The sequence below is a fragment of the Janthinobacterium longum genome (assembly GCF_051380735.1).
Classification (GTDB): Bacteria; Pseudomonadota; Gammaproteobacteria; order Burkholderiales; family Burkholderiaceae_D; genus Janthinobacterium.
Genome location: NZ_JBNYXQ010000002.1, coordinates 476,964 through 499,700, shown reverse-complemented (window position 1 = coordinate 499,700; position 22,737 = coordinate 476,964). Strand labels below are relative to the sequence as shown.

At 60.2% G+C, this 22,737-nt stretch carries 19 protein-coding genes; 8 read left to right on the top strand and 11 right to left on the bottom strand.

Annotation, left to right across the window (positions count from 1 at the left end):
- Positions 1 to 5: 5 nt before the first annotated feature.
- On the bottom strand, positions 6 to 623 hold the full coding sequence (locus ACQ4WM_RS10495) for an AIM24 family protein (protein ID WP_436546606.1): 618 nt from the start codon (positions 621 to 623) through the stop codon (positions 6 to 8).
- Positions 624 to 727: 104 nt separating this feature from the next.
- On the bottom strand, positions 728 to 1,585 hold the full coding sequence (locus ACQ4WM_RS10490) for a helix-turn-helix domain-containing protein (RefSeq protein WP_436546605.1): 858 nt from the start codon (positions 1,583 to 1,585) through the stop codon (positions 728 to 730).
- A 113-nt stretch (positions 1,586 to 1,698) separates the two neighbouring features.
- Between ACQ4WM_RS10490 and ACQ4WM_RS10485 the strand changes: the two genes are divergently transcribed.
- Genes ACQ4WM_RS10485 through bamE form a run of 4 tightly spaced genes read left to right on the top strand, consistent with a single transcriptional unit; the run spans position 1,699 to position 4,716 of the window.
- A complete protein-coding gene (locus tag ACQ4WM_RS10485; protein ID WP_436546604.1) occupies positions 1,699 to 3,174 on the top strand; it encodes a cytochrome P450 in 1,476 nt (491 codons plus the stop codon).
- A gap of 49 nt (positions 3,175 to 3,223) precedes the next feature.
- Positions 3,224 to 3,574 (top strand): nucleotide pyrophosphohydrolase, encoded by a 351-nt coding sequence (locus tag ACQ4WM_RS10480; protein ID WP_436546676.1) that lies wholly within the window; start codon positions 3,224 to 3,226, stop codon positions 3,572 to 3,574.
- A 39-nt stretch (positions 3,575 to 3,613) separates the two neighbouring features.
- Positions 3,614 to 4,402: a hypothetical protein gene (locus ACQ4WM_RS10475; protein WP_436546603.1), complete on the top strand. Its 789-nt coding sequence runs from the start codon at positions 3,614 to 3,616 to the stop codon at positions 4,400 to 4,402.
- 14 nt (positions 4,403 to 4,416) lie between these two features.
- Positions 4,417 to 4,716: an outer membrane protein assembly factor BamE domain-containing protein gene (bamE, locus tag ACQ4WM_RS10470; protein ID WP_436546602.1), complete on the top strand. Its 300-nt coding sequence runs from the start codon at positions 4,417 to 4,419 to the stop codon at positions 4,714 to 4,716.
- Positions 4,717 to 4,847: 131 nt separating this feature from the next.
- Here the strand turns inward: bamE and ACQ4WM_RS10465 are convergent, their stop codons facing one another.
- The 3 genes from ACQ4WM_RS10465 to ACQ4WM_RS10455 all read right to left on the bottom strand — a co-directional run bounded on the left by ACQ4WM_RS10465 (position 4,848) and on the right by ACQ4WM_RS10455 (position 10,029).
- A complete protein-coding gene (locus ACQ4WM_RS10465; RefSeq protein WP_436546601.1) occupies positions 4,848 to 6,476 on the bottom strand; it encodes a methyl-accepting chemotaxis protein in 1,629 nt (542 codons plus the stop codon).
- Between the two features lie 295 nt (positions 6,477 to 6,771).
- Positions 6,772 to 8,931, bottom strand: a complete 2,160-nt coding sequence (locus ACQ4WM_RS10460) for a DEAD/DEAH box helicase (protein WP_436546600.1) — start codon at positions 8,929 to 8,931, stop codon at positions 6,772 to 6,774.
- Positions 8,932 to 9,132: 201 nt separating this feature from the next.
- Complete coding sequence (locus ACQ4WM_RS10455; RefSeq protein WP_436546599.1) at positions 9,133 to 10,029, bottom strand: alpha/beta fold hydrolase; 897 nt, start codon at positions 10,027 to 10,029, stop codon at positions 9,133 to 9,135.
- Between the two features lie 173 nt (positions 10,030 to 10,202).
- On the opposite strand from ACQ4WM_RS10455, the gene ACQ4WM_RS10450 reads away from it, so the two are divergent.
- Together ACQ4WM_RS10450 and ACQ4WM_RS10445 are read left to right on the top strand one after the other, a co-directional pair.
- Positions 10,203 to 11,840, top strand: a complete 1,638-nt coding sequence (locus tag ACQ4WM_RS10450; RefSeq protein ID WP_436546598.1) for a M28 family peptidase — start codon at positions 10,203 to 10,205, stop codon at positions 11,838 to 11,840.
- Positions 11,841 to 11,874: 34 nt separating this feature from the next.
- Positions 11,875 to 13,251: a VWA domain-containing protein gene (locus ACQ4WM_RS10445; protein ID WP_436546597.1), complete on the top strand. Its 1,377-nt coding sequence runs from the start codon at positions 11,875 to 11,877 to the stop codon at positions 13,249 to 13,251.
- Between the two features lie 4 nt (positions 13,252 to 13,255).
- Here the strand turns inward: ACQ4WM_RS10445 and ACQ4WM_RS10440 are convergent, their stop codons facing one another.
- From ACQ4WM_RS10440 to ACQ4WM_RS10425, 4 genes are all read right to left on the bottom strand, one after another.
- Positions 13,256 to 13,672 carry an SRPBCC family protein gene (locus ACQ4WM_RS10440; protein ID WP_436546596.1) on the bottom strand — a complete coding sequence of 139 codons (417 nt, stop codon included), beginning with the start codon at positions 13,670 to 13,672 and terminating at the stop codon, positions 13,256 to 13,258.
- Positions 13,673 to 13,784: 112 nt separating this feature from the next.
- Positions 13,785 to 14,486 (bottom strand): dienelactone hydrolase family protein, encoded by a 702-nt coding sequence (locus tag ACQ4WM_RS10435; protein ID WP_436546595.1) that lies wholly within the window; start codon positions 14,484 to 14,486, stop codon positions 13,785 to 13,787.
- A gap of 221 nt (positions 14,487 to 14,707) precedes the next feature.
- Positions 14,708 to 15,553 (bottom strand): hypothetical protein, encoded by an 846-nt coding sequence (locus ACQ4WM_RS10430; protein WP_436546594.1) that lies wholly within the window; start codon positions 15,551 to 15,553, stop codon positions 14,708 to 14,710.
- Between the two features lie 29 nt (positions 15,554 to 15,582).
- The gene (locus ACQ4WM_RS10425) at positions 15,583 to 18,432 is read right to left on the bottom strand and encodes a DUF6701 domain-containing protein (protein ID WP_436546593.1); all 2,850 of its coding nucleotides are present in this window, start codon (positions 18,430 to 18,432) and stop codon (positions 15,583 to 15,585) included.
- Between the two features lie 98 nt (positions 18,433 to 18,530).
- Between ACQ4WM_RS10425 and ACQ4WM_RS10420 the strand changes: the two genes are divergently transcribed.
- Positions 18,531 to 19,535, top strand: coding sequence for a GlxA family transcriptional regulator (locus ACQ4WM_RS10420; RefSeq protein WP_436546592.1), 1,005 nt, complete (start codon positions 18,531 to 18,533; stop codon positions 19,533 to 19,535).
- A gap of 10 nt (positions 19,536 to 19,545) precedes the next feature.
- Here ACQ4WM_RS10420 and ACQ4WM_RS10415 read toward each other — a convergent pair whose 3' ends face one another.
- Positions 19,546 to 19,788 carry a hypothetical protein gene (locus tag ACQ4WM_RS10415; RefSeq protein ID WP_436546591.1) on the bottom strand — a complete coding sequence of 81 codons (243 nt, stop codon included), beginning with the start codon at positions 19,786 to 19,788 and terminating at the stop codon, positions 19,546 to 19,548.
- Between the two features lie 104 nt (positions 19,789 to 19,892).
- A complete protein-coding gene (locus tag ACQ4WM_RS10410; protein WP_436546590.1) occupies positions 19,893 to 20,999 on the bottom strand; it encodes an S-(hydroxymethyl)glutathione dehydrogenase/class III alcohol dehydrogenase in 1,107 nt (368 codons plus the stop codon).
- A 266-nt stretch (positions 21,000 to 21,265) separates the two neighbouring features.
- Between ACQ4WM_RS10410 and ACQ4WM_RS10405 the strand changes: the two genes are divergently transcribed.
- Positions 21,266 to 22,729: a PQQ-dependent sugar dehydrogenase gene (locus ACQ4WM_RS10405; RefSeq protein ID WP_436546589.1), complete on the top strand. Its 1,464-nt coding sequence runs from the start codon at positions 21,266 to 21,268 to the stop codon at positions 22,727 to 22,729.
- Positions 22,730 to 22,737 lie beyond the last annotated feature (8 nt).

Here is a 22,737-nt window from a genome sequence, read left to right as displayed (position 1 = left end):
GCTGCTTAACGTTCGGCGGGCTGGATATACACCACGCCCTGGCCGGTGAATTTGTGCTGGTAGGACTCGCCCGAGCTTTGTCCTATCATCGTGCGCCAGTTGACGTCGAACACGAATTCCTGGCGGATATCGCCCTTGAAGCCGACAAAGGCGTCCGGGTCCACGCGCAGTGGTGTCGACGGCGTCACTTCCAGCATGATCAGGTTGCCCTGCGAAATGACGGCGATATTGCCGTTGCCCTCCACCGTGGTGGAAAACAGGCCCTGGCCCGAGCTGGCGCCGCGCAGGCCGGCAAAGCTGGTGCCGGTTTTCAAGCTGGTGTCGTAGGCCAGCAGGCTGCTGCTTTCAATGGTCAGCTTTTCGCCGGCCAGCGCCAGCACGGTGATCTCGAACGCATTCTGCGCAAAGAACACGGTGCCGTTGCCGGAGGCCTGCATCAGCTGCATGCCTTCATTGGTCACCTTGCGCTTGAGTGCGCCAAAAATGCCTTCGCCACCGAGCAGGGATTTTTCAAACTTGATGCTGCCCGTGTAGGCGACCATGGCGCCGGCGATCGCCAGCACTTTCTCGTCCTGCAGCCTTACTTCAAGCAGGCGGTCGGTATTGTTGCGGAAACTGGTCACTCGCGATCCTCCTGAAATGCCAGGCAACACAGCCATGGCTGAACCACAAGATACCGGCGGTAGTGCCTGCATGCAAGTGATTTTCTATCGTACGGACCCTGGCATCAGGTCCATATCCGATAAATCCAGTAACTTTCGTCGTTCCTGCTCGCCAGCGCCAGCTCGGTCGGGCTCAAGCCCGTAATCTCGCGCGTCTCGCGGCAAAAATGCGCCTGGTCGGCATAGCCGCCCTGGGCCGCCAGATCAGACCACGAAACCTTGCCTTCCAGCATGGCATCTCGCTCGTCCAGAAACAGCTGCTCGGCGCGGCGCATGCGGCGCAGGGTGCGCATGGGCTGGCCAGCCCAGGTCTTGATGCGACGCTCGATATTGCGCGCGCCGCTGGCCAATCCATTCGACGTCGCCTGCACACCAAGGCGCCGCACCCAGTCTTGGACGGCGCTGGCTGGATGGTCGTCCTGCTGGCGCGCCAGTTGCCAGCGCGGCGCCAGGAAGCTTTCCACCAGCGCCACCCTTGCCTCATCGCTGGGCGCGGCCAGCACGGCCTGCGACAACGCCTGCCAGTCGGCGTCGAACAGCTCGTCGAATGGACGGAACTGGTCCAGCAGCGGCGACATGGCCACGCCCGTCAAGGCATGCAGGGCGGCCGGATAAAACATGACGATAAACGAGTGCACGGGGCCGGGATTGTAGCTGACCAGAGGATACGAACGGGGGCCGCCAAACAGCGCCGATGGCATGCGTACGTCAGCCAAGCTCAAGCCGGGCGCAGCCGCTTCCAGCTCACCCGAGATGGTCCAGGCGATGCTGCACATCGGTGCGGCCGGAAAGCGATTGAGGCGCTGCGCCGGCGGCAGCGGTGCGCAAGCCGTGGTGTCGCGCACGAGAAAGGCGCGCACGCATGAAGCGAGCGCCAGGCGCGGCGCGATCAGGCGCGTGACAGGGGTGGTGGCAGTGGACATGGCAACGATTGTAACGAAAATCGGACTGCTTGCACGATGTCGTATACGTTCAAGACTTGCCCATTCAAGCGCGCTACAGTCATGTCATTGTCTCTTGCCACGAGGAATTTGCCATGCCACCACTCGACCAAACCGCAACACCGGCCACCGTTGCCGCCACGCGCAAACTGCGCCAGATACGCAACCTGCCCGGCCCCTTGGCCCTGCCCTTCTTCGGCAACAGCTTGCAGTTGAAACTGACGCGCATCCACCGCGACGTGGAAGGCTGGGTACGCCGCTACGGCCCTTATATGCGCGCCTGGTTCGGCCGCACCCTGGTGCTGGTGGTGGCCGACAGCGAGGCGGTCTCGGCCATCATGCGCGACCGCCCCGATGGTTTCCGGCGCCCGCTGTCGAGCTATATCGTGTCCGAGGAAATGGGCGGCATTCCCGGCCTGTTCCTGGCCGAAGGCAGCGAATGGCGCAACCAGCGCCGCATGGTCATGGCCGGCATGGCGCCCGGCGCCATCAAGGCGTATTTTCCGTCGCTGGTCACGGTGGCGCAGCGCTTGCAGCGGCGCTGGCAGGCTGCGGCCCTGCAAGGCCAGGCGATCAGTCTCGACGGCGACCTGAAGCGCTATACGGTGGACATTATCGCCGGCCTGGCCTTTGGCACCGAAGTCAACACGCTGGAAGCGGGCGAGGACGTGATCCAGCGCCATATGGATGCGATCTTGCCGGCCGTGGCGCGGCGCAGCCTGTCGCTGCTCCCCTACTGGCGCCACTTCAAATTACCTGCTGACAAGCAACTGGACCGCGATGTGGCGGCGCTGGATGTGGCAGTATCGGACCTGGTACGCCAGGCTCGCAGCCGCATGGAGCAGGACCCGGCGCGCCGCGTGCGCCCGCCCAATTTGTTAGAGGCGATGATTGCCGCTGCCGACGAGAAAGACAGTGGCGTCAATGACCGCGCCGTGGCCGGCAATGTGCTGACCATGCTGCTGGCCGGCGAAGACACGACGGCCAACACGATTTCCTGGATGATCTACTTGCTGCAGCGACATCCGCAGTCACTGGCGCGGGCGCGCGAGGAAGTACGCAGGGTGGCGCCCGACGTGGCCGGTTTTACCATCGAGCAGATGGACCAGCTGGACTATCTCGGTGCCTGCGCCAGCGAAGCGATGCGCCTGAAACCGGTAGCGCCTTTCCTGCCACTGGAAGCACTGCGCGATACTGTCGTGGGCGATATCGCCGTGCCGGCCGGCAGCCTGGTATGGTGCGTGTTGCGCCACGATACGGTGTCCGACGCGCACTTCCCCGACGCCCAGGCCTTCAAGCCGGAACGCTGGCTGGAGCAAGGGCTGGAGCAAGGGCGGGAAGGCCAGCGAGAGGCCAACAACAAGCGTGCCGCCATGCCCTTCGGCTCCGGCCTGCGCACCTGCCCGGGCCGCTACCTGGCATTGCTGGAAATCAAGATCGCCATGGCCATGCTGCTGGGTAGTTTCGATATCGCCGGCGTCGATACCCCGGATGGCGGCGAAGCGCAGGAGCTGATGGGTTTTGTGATGTCGCCGGTGGGCCTGTCGCTGCGTCTGGCGCCACCGCAGTGATACCATCGGCTATTGTGTCACCTTGCCACCTTATCACCTTGCCACCATCATGAACGACAGCCTGATCGATATTCGTCTGCGCCTGGCCGCCTTTGCGCAAGAGCGCGACTGGGACCAGTTCCATACGCCGAAAAACCTGGCCATGGCGCTGTCGGTGGAAGTGGCCGAACTGGCCGAGCACTATCAGTGGCTGCCGACCGGCGCGGACGCCGAACTCGACGATGCAAAACGCAGCGGCATCCGCCATGAACTGGCCGACGTGCTGATGTATCTGGTGCGCCTGGCCGACAAGAGCGGTGTCGACCTGCACGCGGCGGTGCTGGAAAAGATGGAACTGAACGCCTTGAAATATCCGGCCGGACAGGTGCGCGGCGATGCCCGCAAATATTCCGACTACTAGCGTGCGTGGCCGATGTGCGAATTGGCGTAGCATCATGGCATGCGTATACTTGCTTCCCTGCTCCTGATCGCCCTGCTGCCCTGCGTGCCCGCAGTGGCGCAAACGCCACCTGTGCAACAAGTCAAGGTCGACGCCACGCGCGACCCGGTCGACAAGTCCTACCGCAAGATGATGCAGGGCGTGGACCGCTTCGAGCGCGACCATGCGCTGGCGCCGCAGGCCAGCCTGCGCTTTCGCCTGCTGCCACGCCAGCCCGGAGTCGACATGCAGGGAGTGAAATTGCGCATCGCCGGCGACACTGTCAGCGTGCCGCTGCCCTTGCTTGAAGACAACAGCTTTGTGCCCGTGCGCAACCAACAGGCCCTGCGCGAAGACGCGGTGCTGATCGCCAACCGCAAGGCCACCACCATGAGCTGGCGCGCCCAGGTCATCACGCCGGGCATGCCGCCCGGCACGCGGCGCCTGGGCGATTTGCGCCTGGAATGCCGGGCCGGCATGGATTCGGGCCTGATCTCGAATGATCCTGTGATTATTTCCTGGCTGTCCAGCATGCTGTACAGCACCGACAAAGTTTGCTCCGTGCCGGACGGCAACTACCTGTTCTTTGCCGACCGCCCCCTGCTGGGCGTCACTCTCGTGCACGGCGAGCGCCGCCTGGCCCTGCCCTTCAAGATGCTGTATGCGGGCGGCGAACAGACACCCGCTTCGCTGCCGTATTGCGATTGCCAGGTATTGCTGGACCGCACGTATTACGCGCCGCTATGGGACCAGGCCTGGCCCGACGATACCTTGCTGGAGTTCGATTATATGGATGAGGTGGCACCATGAGGTGGCCTAGGTGGTTGACATTGCCGCTGCTGCTGTCCCTGGCCGCCTGCTCCGGTACGCGCGCCCTGCAAGCGAGCAAATCCGTGCCGCAAGCCACTCTGGAGCAAACCGTGCAGCCTGGCAGCAGCACCCGCGAACAGGTGCGCGCCGCGCTCGGTGACAGCACCTCGATACGCTTTGATAATGGCAATGAGGTGTGGATGTACACCTACCCGGATAGCTCTGACGGTGGTGGGGAATTTGTGATTCTGTTTGGCGCGGATGGGGTGGTGAAGAAGGTGCGCAGGGGTGTGGTTTATAAGTTGCCAAAGTAAGCCAGTGGCTCGCAGCAGAAAATTGGGGTCAGACGGGGTCGCCGAGAACCGCCGGGGGAATAAGTCCCAATGGGACTTATTCCGATCGCGAAGCGACTGACCCCTGATTTTTGTTGCGTAGTCGAATCAGTTTAACGCACTGCCAGCGCCCTCACCGCACCGCCACTGGCCCTGCGCCTTGGCGACGGCTTGAGCTTGAATACAAACATCGACCGTGCCACGCTGTCAGTACGCTGCGCCAGGCTGGCGGCGGCAGCAGCCGACTGTTCGACCAGCGCCGCATTCTGCTGCGTGATGCCGTCCAGTTGAATCACGGCCTGGTTGACCTGGCCTATGCCCTGTGTCTGCTCGCGCGTGGTCGACGAGATCTCATTCATCACTTCCGTGACGCGCGCCACCGAGGCGATTACTTCCTGCATGGTGGCGCCGGCATTGCTGGTCAGCACGGTGCCGGCAGTGACGGTGGCGATCGAATGGTCGATCAGATGCTTGACTTCCCTGGCAGCGGTAGCCGAGCGTTGCGCCAGGCTGCGCACTTCGCCAGCCACTACCGCAAAACCACGGCCGTGTTCACCGGCGCGCGCGGCTTCCACGGCCGCATTCAGGGCCAGGATATTGGTCTGAAAAGCAATCCCGTCGATCAGGCCGATAATATCGAGAATCTTGCGCGACGAGCCGCTGATTTCATCCATGGTGCTGACCACTTCCGTGACAATCGTGCCGCCCTTTGCAGCCACCGTGGAGGCCTGCTCGGCCAGGCCGGTAGCCGTGGCCACATGCGCGGCGCTGTTCTGTACCGTCGAGGTCAGTTCTTCCATGCTGGCCGCCGTCTGCTCGAGGCTGGAGGCCTGCGATTCGGTGCGGCCGGACAGGTCCATATTGCCGGACGCGATCTCGGCCGTGGTAACGCGGATATCTTCGAAATTGGCGCGCACGTCGCCGATAATGCTGTGCAGATTGATATTGGTCTGGCGCAAGGCCGCCATCAACTGACCCATGTCGTCATCGCGCACCTTGTCGATCACACCGGTCAGGTCGCCACCGGCCATCTTGCGCGCCACCATCACCGCCTCGCCCAAAGGCTGCACCACCGATTTGTGCAGATACGCCCAGAACACCAGCATGATCACCGAGGCCATGGCGGCCAGCGCGATCAGCCAGCCGCGCGTGGCGGCATGGGTATTGCTGTCGATATTCCACACGGCGCCGCCCAGTACAAACATGGACAAGCAGAAAAAGATGGCGTTGACGGCCATGCCTTGCGACAGGCTGGGCTGGCTCAAGGCTTTCAGTCTGGCGCCCAGACCCTGGCCAACCACGCGGCCCTTGCGTATAGCCAGCCTGGCCTGGTTGCCATCCTTGAAGCCCTTGTACAGCGCTGCCGCTTCGGCCACCTGCTCGCGCGTGGGCTTGGTGCGTACCGACATATAGCCGACCGGCCGGCCGTTTTCGATTACCGGCGTGATATTGGCGAGCACCCAGTAATAGTCGCCGTTCTTGCAGCGGTTCTTGACCATGCCGGTCCATGGCATGCCACTATGGATGGTGCTCCACAGGTCGGCAAAGGCTTCGGCTGGCATATCGGGGTGGCGCAGGATATTTTGCGGCGCACCAAGCAATTCCGATTCGGAATATCCGCTGATTTCAATAAAATACTGATTGGCATAATTAATGTTTCCCTGTAAATCCGTCGTGGAAACAATCGTCATGCCGTCATTTAAAATAGTTTCCGTCTGCGTGACAGGCATATTCAAGCGCATTCTCGCTCCTTTGTTTTTTTAATAGCATAGCCAAATTATAAAAACAATATACCACATCAGGCTTGGCAAACATAACGAAAGTCCGGTTATGATGCAATCTTAAAAATAACATAAATATACAACAGGTAGTTATTTATATTTTCTTTTAATTAATTAAATTGACTTTATTAACATATAAAATATTAATAAATAACGCGAACATGATTGCATATAAATCATCAATATTCAAGCAGGTGTCAGACGAAAAAAAAGGCGCCCGAAGGCGCCTCTGGTCACTGCATGTGTTGCTGCAAGATTACTTGTAAGTCTTGCGTGGTGCTTTCGGACGCGGTGGCGCGGGCTTGCGCTCCGAGGTGCCGTCGTCGAGCGAGATGCGCAGTTGCTGGCCAGCCACCCAGACCGATTTCAGGTGGTCGAGGATTTCCGGCGGCATGCCTTCCGGCAAGTCCAGCACGCTGTGCTTGTCAAAGATATCGATGCGGCCGATATGCTTGGCTTCCAGGTTGGCTTCATTGGCGATGGCGCCGACGATATTGCTAGGCGTTACCATATGATCGCGGCCCACTTCGATACGGTAGGCCGTCACACCCGGACGTGGACGCTCTTTCTTCGGCGCCCGAACAGGCACATCAGCAGCTGGCGCTTCTGGCGCGCTGTCCTTGAAGGCAGGCGTGGCCTTGGCGGCAAACGGCTTGCGTGCTGCAGCCGCAGGCGCCACGTCAGGTGCATCGCCATCGCGGCTGATGCGCAGTTGCTGGCCGGCGACCCACACAGTTTTCAGCTGGTCCAGCAATTCTTTCGGCATGCTGTCCGGCAAATCAAGGACGCTGTAGTCGTCGTAGATTTCGATGCGGCCGATATTTTTCGAATCGATACCCGCTTCGTTGGCGATGGCGCCGACGATATTGCCCGGTTTCACGCCATGCTGATGGCCCACTTCGATACGGAAAGTTTGCATGCCGGCGTCAGCCGGGCGTTGGACGCGTTCCTTTTTCGGGAAGGCCGGGCGTTCGCTGCGCTCGCCACGCTCGGGACGCTCGAAGCGGTCACCGCGTTCAGGACGGTCGTTGCGTTCGAAACGCTCCTGGCGTACCGGACGGTCATCCTGCCAGGTCGCCTGTTCGCGCGCCTTGTTCTTGTCCAGCAGCAGCGGCACGTTGCCACGCGCCATTTTCGCCAGGGCAGCGGCAATTTCGATGGCCGGAATATTTTTTTCGCGTTCCAGGTCTTCGATCAGCGACTGGAATTGTTCCAGTTCGCCCAGCGCCAGCGTTTCGCTGATCTGTTCCTTGAACTTGGCGATGCGCACGTCGTTGACGGCCTGGATGGTCGGCAGTTCGAGCATGCCGATCGGCTGGCGGGTCGAGCGTTCGATGGCTTTCAGCAAGTTCTTTTCACGCGGGGTAATAAACAGAATTGCTTCGCCGCTACGGCCGGCGCGGCCGGTGCGGCCGATACGGTGGGTATAGCTTTCCGGGTCGTGCGGCACGTCGTAGTTGACCACATGGCTGATGCGTTCGACGTCCAGGCCGCGCGCGGCCACGTCGGTGGCGACCAGGATGTCGATCTTGCCGTCTTTCAGTTGCTGGATGGTGCGCTCGCGCTGTGCCTGCTGGATGTCGCCATTGATGGCGGCAGCCGAGAAACCGCGCGCGAGCAATTTGCCTGCCAGCTCTTCCGTGCCCAGCTTGGTGCGGGCAAAGATGATCATGCCGTCAAATACTTCCGCTTCCAGGATGCGGGTCAGCGCGTCGAGCTTGTGCATGCCCGACACCAGCCAGTAGCGCTGGCGAATATTGTCGGCCGTGCCGGTCTTGGCAGCTACCGTCACTTCAGCCGGATTGAGCAGGTAAGTGGTGGCGATGCGCTTGATGACGGACGGCATGGTGGCCGAGAACAGCGCTGTTTGATGGCCGTCCGGCGTTTCTTTCAGGATGCGTTCGACATCGTCGATAAAGCCCATGCGCAGCATTTCATCGGCTTCGTCGAGCACCAGCGTTTTCAGCTTCGACAGGTCGAGCGAACCCTTGTCGAGGTGATCGATGACGCGGCCAGGCGTACCGACAATCACGTGCACGCCGCGGCGCAATGCCGACAGCTGCGGGCCATAGCTTTGGCCGCCGTAGATTGGCAGCACGTGGAAACCCGGGATATGGGCAGCGTAGACCTGGAACGCTTCGGCAACCTGGATGGCCAGTTCGCGCGTCGGCGCCAGCACCAGGGCCTGGGGTGAATTTTGTTTCAGATCGATGCGCGACAGGATAGGCAGGGCGAAGGCAGCGGTTTTACCGGTACCCGTTTGCGCCTGGCCCAGCACGTCGCGGTTGGCGAGCAACAATGGAATCGTCGCCGCCTGGATAGGCGACGGTGTTTCGTAACCGACGTCCTTGAGCGCGCGTATCAGCGGCTCGCTCAGGTTCAGATCGGAAAATAAGGAAATTGGTGTATCAGACATAAAATTGCTCACAAGTTCGCTCGAATCGCCCAATGCGAAAGAGTGTATCTGCTAGTTTACTCTTTACTGGCCCGTACCGGGTGGAACAGCAGCGCAGATCGCCAATTTTTGCCATCCAAAACGCAGAAAAATCGGCGATCCGCACGCAATTGGTGCAAATACCAAGCAATCTTACCTATTTTGCAATATATTCAGGCCTTGCTACAGATGCTCGGGAGAAAGTGTTGGCGCCTCAGCCGCATGGCGCAGGAACTCCAGCAAGTCCGTATTGAGCTGATCCTTGTGGGTGGTCGCCAGGCCATGCGGCGCGCCCGGATACACCAGCAGCCGGCTGCCAATGATCAGCTCGGCCGTGCGCCGCGCGGAGGCGGCAATCGGCACGATCTGGTCGTCGTCACCGTGGATGACCAGGGTCGGAAGGTCGAATTTCGCCAGGTCTTGCGTAAAATCCGTTTCCGAAAACTGCTTGATGCACAGATAAGCGGCCGGCATGCCGGCTTGCATGCCCAGCCGCCAGAACGCGTCGCGCACGCCTTGCGACGGCTTGGCGCCGGGCCGGTTATAGCCATAGAAGGCCTCGCTCAGGTCGCGGAAGAACTGGCTGCGGTCGGCTTGCACGCCGCTGCGGATATCGTCAAACGCGTCGATCGGCAAGCCCAGCGGATTGTCCGGCGTCTGCAGCATCAGCGGCGGCACGGCGCCCACCAGCACGGCGCCGGACAAGCGCGCCGTGCCGTGACGGCCGATATAGCGCGCCACCTCGCCGCCACCGGTGGAGTGGCCGACCAGGGTAGCACCTTTCAGATCGAGCGCCTCGATCAGTTCGGCCAGGTCGTCGGCATAGGTATCCATGTCGTTGCCGTCGAAAGGCTGGCTGGAACGGCCATGGCCGCGCCGGTCGTGGGCGATCACACGGTAGCCATGGGAAGCGAGGAAAAACATCTGGTCTTCCCAGGCGTCGGCCGACAGCGGCCAGCCATGGCTGAACACCACGGGCGCGCCGCTGCCCCAGTCCTTGTAGTAGATCGTCGTACCGTCAGCGGTGCGCAGGGTATTGCCCGCGACTGCCTGCCCGGTCGTGCTGCGTGCGTCGGTCATGCCGGCCTCCTTGTCCTTGTCTTTGGGCTGCCGGTTGGCAGCCCTCGCGGCCATTGTGGCCCGATTCGCCTTCTGCACGCCACGCGCTACGCTCAGGAAATATGATCCGTAGAGTAAGATTGCTGCCAATGCATCATCGTCATGCCACGTCCTCGTTCAAATTTTGGAGTTTTATGCGTACCTTTCCGCCCCTTGCCCTCGCCGCCAGCCTTGCCCTGATCAGTACGGCTGCCAGCGCCCAGAAATTGCCAGTCGTCGCCGAGGCGCCGCTGCGCGCCCACCTGTCCTTTCTTGCCGACGACCTGCTCGAAGGACGCGGCACGGGCCAGCGCGGCGGCGACCTGGCAGTACGCTACCTGGAAACCCAGGCGGCGCTGGCCGGCTTGCAGCCTTTGAAGAATGGCACGTATCGCCAAGGGCTGAAGATCGTCGGCAGCAAGCTCTTGCCAGACAGCACGGTGACGTTCAACGCCGGCGGCAAAACCATCGCACCCAAGCTTGGCGAGGGCATCGTGTTTGGCGCGTCAAATGGACAGGAAAAAGTGGCGTTCGAGGCGCCGGTGGTATTTGCCGGCTACGGCATCGACGCGCCCGATGAAAAATGGAACGACTTCAAGGGCGTAGACCTGAAAGGCAAGCTGGTGATCATGATGGTCAACGATCCGCAACCGAGCGCCGCTGAACCGAAGCGCTTTGCCGGCAAGTCGCTGACCTGGTATGGCCGCTGGGTTTACAAATACGAAGAAGCGCTGCGCCAGGGGGCGGCCGGCGTACTGCTGATCCACACGACGGAGTCGGCCTCCTACCCCTGGTCGGTACCGGCCAACGGCTTCGGCCATGAACGTTTCAATCTGGCCGGCACCGGCAATGCAATGGAGGGCTGGTTGCAGGAAGACACGGCGCGCGCCCTGTTCCAGGCCGCCGGCCAGGACCTGGACGCACTGCGCGCCAGGGCCGAAACGCGCGAGTTCCAGCCAGTGGCCCTGAACGCCACCGTCAAGGTCAAGCTGAACAGCGCCATCCGCAGCATCGAGCAGTTCAATGTGGCCGGCATCGTGCCCGGCACCGATCCGAAGCTGAAAGACGAGGCGGTGATTTATTCGGCGCACTGGGATCACCTGGGCAAGGATGACGAGGGCAATGACAAGTCAGCTGCCGGCAGCGACCATATCTATAACGGCGCAATCGACAACGCCTCGGGCGCGGCAGCGTTGCTGGCGATGGCGCAAGTGGCCGTCAAGCAGCCGGCGCGGCGCACGCAGATCTTCCTGTGGCCGGCCGGCGAGGAAACCGGCATGCTGGGCGCCAACGCCTGGGTGCGCGCACCGTTGTGGCCGCTGGCAAAGACCGCTGCCGACCTGAACCTGGACAGCATGAATTTTGTCGGCAAGACGCATGACATCGGCGTCGCCGGCGCCGAGCGCAGCAGCCTGTACGCCAGCGCCGCCAAGGTGGCCAAACGCATGGGCCTGCGCCTGGCGCCGGCCATTCCCGATTTGTCTGGCGCCTTTTACCGCGCCGACCACTTTGCCTTTGCCAAGGCCGGGATTCCCGCCTTTAACGTCGGCTCGGCCGTGTTCTCGGGTGACGGCTCGTTCGACTTCGTCACGAATCCGAAGGAATCAAGCGCGCGCCTTGTGGCATTCAAGAAAGATTACCATCAGGTAACGGATGAATATAGCCCCTCCTGGGATCTGTCGGGCATGGTACAGCAGGCGCAGTTCACCCTGAACCTGGGCTACGAAGTGGCGAACGACAAGACCATGCCGGTATGGAACAAGGACGAGGCGTTTGGCAAGGTCAAGCGCTAAAAGCAGACCCATCGATTATCTGACAAGGACAAGCATGTCATTACAAAAAGGCCAGAAACTCAAACTCGACAGCAACGTGACGGCGGCAGACCTCGCTGTCCGGTGTACCGTCAAGGCCCCCTTCCATATCGACGTCAGCTGTTTTGGCCTCGATGCAAACGGTAAATTGTCCGACGAGGCGTATATGGTGTTCTACAACCAGACCGCCTCGCCCAGGGAAGAAATCCGCCTCGTTGCCGATGTGCCCGACAGCCAGTTCATGCTCAAACTGGCCAGCCTGCCGGCGCAGATCGACAAGCTGGTATTTGCCGCCGCCATCGATCCCGCGCACAGCCAGACCATGCGCGACCTGGGCAGCCTGGAGTTTCGCCTGGGCGAGCATGTGCTCCTCTTGAGCGGCGGTGATTTCAGCGGCGAAAAAGCCATTATGATCGCCGAGCTGTACCGGAAAGATGGCGACTGGCGCCTTGGCGTCAACGGCCAGGGTTTCAGTGGCGGCCTCGACGCCCTGCTGGTGCACTTCGGCGGCGCCGTGGCGCCTGCCAGTGCCGTTCCCGCGCCGGCAACAGCGCCACCAGCCACAGCAGCGCCCTCAGCACCCGCCAGGGTCTCGCTGGAAAAACGTTTCGAACAAAAAGCGCCGCAACTGGTCTCGCTGGCAAAAATTGCCGGCGTCTCGCTGGCCAGGAACCAGCTGGAGCGGGTGCGCGCCAAAGTGGCGTTTGTCATCGACGCGTCCGGCTCGATGTACACGCAGTATGAACGCGGCCAGGTACAGGAAGTGGTCAACCGTGTGTTTCCGCTGGGCGTGCATTTCGATAACGACGAGGAGCTGGAAACCTGGGCCTTTGCGCTCAAGAGCAAGCAGTTGTCGAATGTTACGTTCGGCAACTTCAAGGACTATATCAAGAAAGACAAAGGTGGCTGGCAGAAATGGATGAGCGACCTGCAGTCCCAGTACAACAATGAACCGGTGGTCATCCGGCAAGTGATCGAGCATTTTTCCGGCCTGACGCCGCCCGGCCCCGACGCCGAAAAGAAAGGCTTTTTTTCGGCGAAAAAAGTATTTCCGAAGGGCTTTGCTCCCGCCATCGCCGACAAGACGCCGGTCTTCGTGCTGTTCATTTCGGACGGCGGCGTGTCGCACAACGACGAGATTCAGTTCCTGATCCGCTGGGCCAGCACTTTGCCGATTTTCTGGCAGTTTATCGGTATCGGCGGATCCGGCTATGGCGCGCTGGAAAAGCTGGACGAGATGACGGGCCGCCATATCGACAACGCCAACTTCTTCGCCGTCGACGACTTGCGCCAGATCTCGGAAGCCGAGCTGTACGACCGCATGATGAAAGAGTTCCCGGCGTGGCTGAAGCAAGCGCGCGCCAAGGGTATGATCGGCAATTACGAGTTATAAACGCTCAAATCGCCATAATCCGTTTCAAGTCGGCAAACGCCGTTTCATACAGATGCTGGAAGGCACCGACCATGACGTCTTCCACGCCTTCGGCGGCGTCGAACTGACTTGACCATTCGGCCACGCACGATGAAGCACCCGGCTCGCCGGTGACGCGCAGGGTGGAACGGTAGTTTTTGACGGGAATCGGGCCCGAGACGATGGTGTAGCTGTAGCTTTTGTCCGCCTCGCTGAAGCTTTGCAGGCGTTCGGCAATGATGGCGCCGTCGGTGGTTTTCAGGCGGCGCACACGACCGCCCTGTTCCGGCAAACTGGTCTTGATCGAACTCGACCACTCCGCCAGCGACTGAAAGCCGCCGATAAAATCCCACACGCGTTCGGCACTTGCCGCCAGTGTTACAGAAACAGTTACTTGGGCCATCTTTGATTCGGTTCCTCATCCAGGTTTGCCGGGCGCCGAGTCGGGCCGGGCCGGCCGGAATGCCCGGCACGGGCGCTATTTTAGCGCCCGTGCCGCTTTGCTGCCGAAGCGACTACAGATTTTCTGACAGGAAAACCAGGGTATTGCCATGCGCCTGCACCGACGAACGCATGTCATAGCTGTCGCGGTAGTTGCAGTTGAAACCGTGCTCGGCATCCGGATAAATATGGATTTCCACTTCCTCGCGCTGCTCAAAGCGCTCGGCAATCGCTTGCACGGCATCGGTCGGAATATGGCTGTCCTTGCCGCCAAAATGCATCAGCAGCGGCACTTTGATTTCGTCGGCCAGGTCGAGCTTGTTCTGGATCCCGCCGCCGTAGTAGGCGACCGCAGTGTCGACCAGGCCTGCAGCTGCTGCCTGGTATGCCAGGCGACCGCCCATGCAAAAGCCGAGCGAGGCAAGCTTGCCGTCAACTTCAGGACGCGCGCGCAGCACGGCCACGGTGGCGGTGATATCGGCCAGCGCGTGTTCATTGTCGTTCGATTGCATCAGCTCGACAGCGCGCTTCCAGCCCGCCTCGTCGTAGCCCAGTTCGATATGCGCGCCGTCACGCCAGAACAGGTCGGGTACCAGCACCACATAGCCGTCGGCCGCGTATTGCTCGGCCACCGTGCGGATATGTTCATTGACGCCAAAAATTTCCTGCAACAGCACGATGCCCGGGCCCTTGCCGAGATGCGGCACGGCCAGGTAGGCCTGGAAGGTGGCGCCGTCGGCGCCGGTGATATCGATCCACTGCGTAGTGATGCTCATGAAGACTCCAGTTCTGTGAGGGAAAGAAAAACAGAAAAGCATCTTACTGGTTTTTTCCACTTTCTGCGCCCGCCCTGCCCCGCCGACTGTTTGGCGACTCGCCTACCCAGACTGCCGTACCAATGTATGGTTGTGTTGATTGGATCACAGTGTCTGAAAGTGCGATAAAGCAAATCCGACGCTTCTTACCTATATAGAAATAGTAGTATGCACGTTTGGGTCTAGCGTTGAAGTAGATTGTTAATTTCTTCTTTGGTATGCGTATAATTTTTCTTCTGCGGGAAAAAATCAACACGCTTTAGCGTCTTCGAGTCTAGCAATGGCTGTAAATCACCGTCTTTTACTTCCCAGAACTTTACGAACTGAATTTTCTTAAGGCTTGGGATGAAATTGAGTGAATCTAATTCTGATGCAAAAAACGTTTCCAGATTATTATTACCAGAGAGAAACGAATAATCCCTGATGTGTTTGCATTTTTCTATGGAAAATTTTTTTAGTTCTGTGAGTTCGCTTAATTGGCTGATGTCAATAAGTTTGGCACAGTGACTTATCTCAACATCGCCAAGAGTTTTACTTGCTTGTAGACCTTCGAATGACTCTAGATTGCCTCCACTCAGCCTTAGCGTTTCGAGTTTGGGCGCCAAAAGGAAGTTCAGGTCCACATTTTTTATACCGGCGAGTAATAAGTCACTAACATTGTCAATAGGCAAGCTTTCTATTTTGTCGTGTACTTTCGTAAAGTATAGCGTTTTCAGCGAAGTAAGCTTTGTAAAGTCTAACGCATCTTTCAGATAAGGAGTTGTTAACGCTTTTAAAGAGGAGCATGTATAGAGTGGTGAGAAATCAACATTTTTAAGGTTGATGTCTTGCGAGATATTAAGAGTTTCTACTGATTCACTAAGCGCGAGTGGACTCAAGTCCAGTGCGGTTGAACTGGCGACAGAGTTATCTCTCATGATTCTGATATTTCTATAGCCTTTTTTTTGTGCCTGCTTTAAACCCTCCAGGAAGAAATGTTCCGATATTTCAAATGCATCAATATTTTCGTTATAGGAGAATTTTTTCATTTTATCTTGTGACAGGCGACAATGGCCTATCAATACATTTCGCGCATATACAGCACCGGACCGGACCTTGAAATGCCGAATACGACGCGGCCCACGGTGCTGGGCAAATACGGCAAGCCTGTCACCGACACATCGACGCTGCCGGCTGCGCCCGGCGCCTGCAGTACCAGGCGGCCGCTGCCGACCAACTCGCCGCCACTGAAGATAAAACTCTGGCCATTGACCTGCAAGGCGCTGCATACCAGCGATTTGAGGCAATTGGCCAGCATCACCTGCGCGCGGCTGAAGCTGCTGGCGCGGTCGCCCAGGTTGACGCGCCAGCCGGCACTTGTCCAGTACTGCGACTGCAGGCTCAGGCGGGCCGGCAACTGGTACGCACCAAAGCTGTTGGGTACAAAGATGCGACCGGTCAGCACCGTCACTTGCGCTTCTTTGCCCAACTCGGCAGGCAGCGACGTAACGAGGACGCTGCCGGCATAACTATAGCTGGCGCGCAACAGCAAGTCAGTTGGCGGCGCCAGCGCAGTCCCGCCTGGCGTCAGCGAGAACGCGCCGGGAAAGCTGTAGGCGAGATTGCGCGTACCCACACCACTGGTGAAATTTGCCAGGCCAATGCCGGTTACTGCGGCAGGCGTGGCAGGGCCATCGGTCAGGCTGCTGCCTGCCGGAGTGGCCGGCGGCGAGTCGACCAGCCCGGTCGCTGCATCGTAGCCGCGCAGCGCTACCTGCGTAGCATTGATGGCCGCATAGCGGGCATCGAAATTGACGGTGGTGGTGTCATCGGCTTTCCTGGCCGTCACGCGTAGCGGAAATGGCTGGCGCGAATACACCGCCCGCGTGCTCGGACACACCAGCGGCGCCACGCAGGTATAGGGAAACGGTGGCTGGTTACTGGCCGCATCGACCAGTTCGGTGACAAAATGATGCGGCACGAAGGTGACTGGCGCACTGCTGCCGGTGCTCTGCAAGGCGCTGTCCATATAGCCAGTTTGCAAGGTGGCGGTAAACTTGATTTGCCCCACCTCGGGCCAGATCATGGAACTGGCCGTCGCCACGCCATTGCTGGGCCCGCTATTGCTGCTGAGAAAACTGACGCTGCCGCTGGCGGCAGGATTGGCGCTGCCGCTAAAAATCGGCTCTACCAGCGTCCTTCCCAACAGCACTTTCTGCTCTTTGCTTTCGCGCCCGAAATTGCGTGTCACGACATTGCTGGCATTCACGGCCGACACCGTGATGCTGGTAGCCGACGCCGCCGGCAAGGCCGGCAAGCCGGCGCGCTGGGTTGGCGCGATGGCCGAGAACAGAAATGCTTTCGGCGCCACGATGACGCTGCCGCTACCACTCATTACCAGGCCGCTGTCGCTGCCGCCAGGCGAGCTGTAGGTGGCGTTCAGTCCCAGCAGGCCGACATCGGCATACAGCATCAACGGCCTGGCTTCGCCGTTGGCATCGAATTGCAGCGCGACATCGGCGCCTGCCGTGGTGCAGGCGCTGGTCGCGTTGCCAGCCAGCGCCACGTAAGCGCCAGCCGTGTTCTGTATGCGCGCCGGCAGCGTGCCAGTACCAGGATCGGCATAGTTGCACTTGAGCTTGATGGTTTTGACTTGGTTCTTGAACAGCGGCACGCAGGCGCTGGGATTGCTGGGAGACGCCTGCAAGGAACTGATGGTGATGGCCGCGCTGTCTTCCGCATAACGCGGATTGCCGCTGACCTGCAGGCCGCTCGGCTTGAATTGAATCTGGCAATTGCTGACGCTGCCGGTACTGCTGTTCTTGCACACCAGCGCATTGCTGGCGCCCGGCGTGCTGGTCAGGCTGAGGGTAGAGGTACCGCCAGCCGTATTCGATACGTACAGGTCAGCACTGCCACTGCTGCCGGTAGATGCCTGCACCGCGCCTGGCGCCACAACTACTTGCGCGCCGCTGGTGTACGCGCTGCTGCAGTCGGCGTTGGAGCAGGCGGTCACCGTGACTTTTTCCGGTGCGCAGCTCAATGCTTCGGCGGGATGGGCAATCTGGAAATGATGGGGGCCTGAGGGCGGTCTGGCGCCGCATTGAGGACTGTTGGAACCAAACAGGTAGCCGCTGCCATTGGCAACGCAGATACATGGAATAATCCATGACAAGGGAGATTTGCAAGTAATGGTCTGCTGCACCCGTCCGTGCCATTCGAGCGTGAGGAAATCGACAAGCGCGTTGCCTGTAATGGTAGTTTCGCTGGCCTTCAGAGTGACCGAACCGCCTTCCACGTTGCCATTGAGGGTGCTGGCCGATGCAAGGATCAGATTACTGCTCACGTCGACATCGCCATTGATAACGACTGACGAATCGGTAACCACATTTCTGGCGGAAATACTGCCGGTAATGTTCGACCTCGACGCAATGCTGATGTCATTGGTGGCAGTCAGATTGCCGCGTATCTGGACCGGACTGGCCCATGCCTGGCTCGGGCTGCCGCCAAGCCTCATCGATTCGGCCGTGATATCGGCCACGATCACCTGATTGCCCTGAGCGCCGGCGAAAAAGCCAGCCGTGCTCACCAGAGTGCCGCCACTGATGTTCAGATTGGGCGGATAGGTATTGCTCACGTCGAGATTGCCCCTGACTGTCAGCATGGCGGTGCCGCTCATCGTCAGGCCCTGGTTATACTCGATAGTCACGTCCCGGTTGACGGTGACGCGCGCGCCGCTGGCAATCACGGCAACATCGGTACTGCCCATCTGCAGCGACGCGCAGGTATAGACTGCGCCGCTATTGGAGCAGCCGGTAACGGCGCTGCCGTTGAAATTGAGTGTGGCAGCCTGGAGCAGGCTGGTGCTCAGCAGAAAAAGCAGGCCAACAAGAGCAGGCGGAATACGCACGATGGTCGGTAGTCTCATGTAAGGAAGGCTGGGCGATAGGCGAATACAGATATTAAGCAGGCAGCAACACGCATGTTGCTGCATTATGGCAGCATTTATACCTCCAGCGCGATCGCATGAAGCCGCAATCCATCCAGCAACTCCCCTTACGCACGGTCGATATCATCATCTACCCCGGCTTCAAGGCCCTCGAAGCCATCGGTGCCATGAAGGTGTTTGATTATGCCAACACGCATCTGCGCCTGCGCAATTTGCCAGGTGGCTATGACATGCGCATCGCGTCCACCGCCATCGGTCCGGTGGAATCCGATACGCTGATGAGCTTGCATGCCAGCAAAGCCTTGTCGAACACCAACTTGCCCGACCTGGCGGTGATTGTCGGCTGCCACCATGTCGAGCAGGTGCTGGACGATATCCCGGCGATTGCCGCCTGGGTGGCGCAGGCCGCGCCGCGCATCGATACGCTGGCGGCGCTGTGCACGGGCTGCTTTTTCCTGGCCGAAGCGGGTGTGCTTGATGGCAAAACTGCCGCCACGCACTGGAGTGCGGTGGACAGCCTGCGCAGCCGCTATCCGCGGGTCAACGTCAATGCCGATGCGATCTTTGTGCGGGAAGGCAATGTATGGACCTCGGCTGGCGTGACGGCCGGCATTGACCTGGCGCTGGCACTGGTCGAAGAAGATTTCAGCCGCGAAATCGCGCTGGAGGTGGCCCGCGACCTGGTGGTGTATCTGAAACGCCCCGGCGGCCAATCGCAGTTTTCCGTCCATCTGTCGAGCCAGATGACAACGCACCCGACCATCCGCCAGTTGCAGGCCTGGATCATGGATCACCTGGCCGACGACCTGAGCGTGCCGCAACTGGCAGAACGGCTGGCCATGAGCGAGCGTAACTTCACGCGCGTGTTCCAGCGCGAAACGCAGACCAATCCCACCGAATTTATCGAAACGGCGCGCTTTGAAGTGGCGCGCCGGCTGCTGGAAGAGAATGTATCGTCGTTGAAACAGGTGGCCGCGCAGACGGGTTTGCACAGCGAGGAAAGGCTGCGCCGGCTGTTCCAGAAGAAACTGGGCGTCACGCCGCGCGACTATCGCGAGCGCTTTTCCAGCACCAGAGGCTAACCGCTAACTGTTAACGCGACTTGCCCGAACTGTCCAGGCGTACATGGCGCGCCGCCAGTTCCTGGCGATGCCATTGCAGCGGTGTAAATACCAGTGCGCACAACAGCCAGGTGGCAAGCAACCCCAGCCAGAGGGCGGGCGCAGCGAGAATGGCGGCGTCGCGCCACCACAAGGCCAGCACGGCGGACAGGCTCGCGCCCAGCAATACGGGCAACATGCGCCGTAAAGTAAGCAGATAGGCAGTGGCGAACATCAGGGCTCCCGGCATCAAGATTTATGCAGCGACGCCCTGACATTAGCAGGGGTGGACGCCGAAGTACAGCGCGCCGCCCCTTGCCCGCCGCAAGTGTTGCGGCTTTAGTACAGCACCACCGAACGGATCGACTCGCCGCTCTTCATCAAATCGAAGCCTTCATTGATGCGTTCGAGCGGCAAGCGGTGGGTGATCAAATCGTCAATATTGAGCTTGCCTTCCATATACCAGTCGACGATCTTCGGCACATCGGTACGGCCGCGCGCGCCGCCAAAGGCCGAACCGCGCCACTCGCGGCCAGTCACCAGCTGGAACGGACGGGTCGAAATTTCCTGGCCGGCCGCCGCCACGCCGATAATAAAGGACTTGCCCCAGCCCTTGTGCGTGCATTCGAGCGCCTGGCGCATCAGGGTGGTGTTGCCGACACACTCAAAACTGTAATCGGCGCCGCCGTCAGTCAGTTGCACGATGGCATCGACCACGTTTTCCACCTCGTTCGGGTTGATAAAGTGCGTCATGCCGAATTTGCGCGCAATTGCCTGGCGCGCCGGGTTGATGTCGATGCCGATGATTTTATCGGCGCCAACCATTTTTGCCGCCTGGATCACGTTCAGGCCGATGCCGCCCAAGCCGAACACGGCCACATTGGCGCCTGCCTCGACCTTGGCCGAGAACAGCACCGCACCCACGCCAGTGGTCACGCCGCAACCGATATAGCAGACCTTGTCGAACGGCGCATCTTCACGGATCTTCGCCAGGGCAATTTCCGGCACCACGATATAGTTCGAGAAGGTGGACGTGCCCATGTAATGGAACAGCGGCTTGCCGTCCAGCGAAAAACGGCTGGTGGCGTCCGGCATCAGGCCACGGCCCTGGGTACTGCGGATTTTCTGGCACAGGTTGGTTTTTTGCGACAGGCAGAACTTGCACTCGCGGCATTCCGGCGTGTACAGCGGAATTACATGGTCGTCCTTTTTCAGCGTTTTCACGCCAGGGCCCACCTCGACCACGATGCCGGCGCCTTCATGGCCAAGGATGGCCGGGAAAATGCCTTCCGGGTCGGCGCCGGACAAGGTGTAGTAATCGGTATGGCAGATGCCGGTGGCTTTCAGTTCGATCAGCACTTCGCCTTCGCGCGGGCCTGCCAGGTCGACTTCTTCGATGGTCAAGGGGGCGCCGGCCTTCCAGGCCACGGCTGCTTTGGTTTTCATGGTTTGCTCCTGCTCGGTTTCAGATGGTGCATTATGGCCTGCCAGCACCACGCGCGGAAAGGCACGTGGCAAAATTGTCTGAAAACGCCGCGCCGTTGTCCGATCGTGCGGCAACGAACGGTAGCGGTTTGCGGCAGGCGTATGCTCGTGACAGTTCACGCTCGCTTGCGAAGCATCAAGTCTGCCAGCGAAAAATGAATGATTGTATTCTAACGCCGTCCCATCCCTTGACAGGCGGCTGCGTCGTTCCATCCCTGGAGACTGACATGCGCAATCGAACTTCCCTCGCTGCATTCAAACAATCGTTGCTGACGCTGCTGTTGCTGTTCACCCTGGGCCTGCTGGCCTCATGTGGCGGCCATGACGATGACAACGATCCGGCGCCCGGCCCCACCACCGGCAGCCTGGTCGTGACCATCAACGGCCTGCCCACCGGCGTGAATGGCGCCGTTACCGTCACCGGGCCGGCGTCGTACAGCAAGCTGCTGACGGCCTCGACCACCTTGAACGACCTGGCGCCCGGCGCCTATGCCCTTGCCGCCGCCAATGTGGCCAACGGTACGGGCAGCCTGGCAGCCACGCCGGCCACCCAGCAAGTGCAAGTTGCCGCCGGCGCCGCCACCAGCGCCAGCGTCGCCTACGCGGCCACGGCGCCGCTGGCGCTGGCCTTGCAGGAGGTCGCCAGCGGCTTGCAGGCACCGACATTCCTGACCGCGCCGGCAGGCGACAGCCGCCTCTTTATCGTCGAGCGCGCCGGGCGCATCCGCATCGTCGACAATGGCAACCTGCTGGCCACGCCGTTCCTCGACATCAGCAGCAGTATCAGTACCGATGGCGAACGGGGCCTGCTGTCGATGGCGTTTCATCCGCAGTACGCCAGCAACGGCTACTTTTTCCTGTACTACACCGACCTGAACGGCAATATCGTGATCGAGCGGCGCCAGGTCTCGGCCGGCAACCCGAATGTCGCCGATGCGCAGGCCAGCGTACAGATCATCTCGATTCCCCACCCGGGTTTCAGCAACCACAACGGCGGCCTGCTCAGCTTTGGCCCGGACGGCTATCTGTATGCGGCCACCGGTGACGGCGGCGGCGCCGGCGACCCATCGGGCAATGCGCAAAACACCAACCTGTTGCTGGGCAAAATGCTGCGCCTGGACGTCAATGCCAGCAGCAGCGCGCAACCATACGCCATCCCGGCCGGCAACCCGTTTGTCCATATGGCCGGCAAGCGCGCTGAAATCTGGGCGTATGGCCTGCGCAATCCTTGGCGCTATGCCTTCGATACCACCGCGCAACTGCTGTATATCGCCGACGTGGGCCAGGGCCAGCGCGAAGAGGTCAATGTGGCATCCATCGGCATGGCTGGCAACAACTACGGCTGGAACATTATGGAGGGTACGCAGTGCTATAACAGCGCCAATTGCAATCAAACGGGGCTGGTGCTGCCCAAGCTCGAATACGGCCATGACAGCGCGGGCGGCTGCTCGATTACGGGAGGTTATGTGTATCGTGGCACGGCGCTGCCGGAACTGGCCGGCCACTACTTATATTCGGACTATTGCAGCGGCTGGCTGAAGAGTTTTACCTACAGCAATGGCAGCGCGTCGGCCGTAACGGACTGGAGTATCGCCAACGTGGGCAATATTGTGTCGTTTGGCCAGGATGCGCAGAAAGAGCTGTACATGCTCAGCAGCAGCGGCAAGGTTTACCGCATCGTGCGCAAGTGATCGCGCAG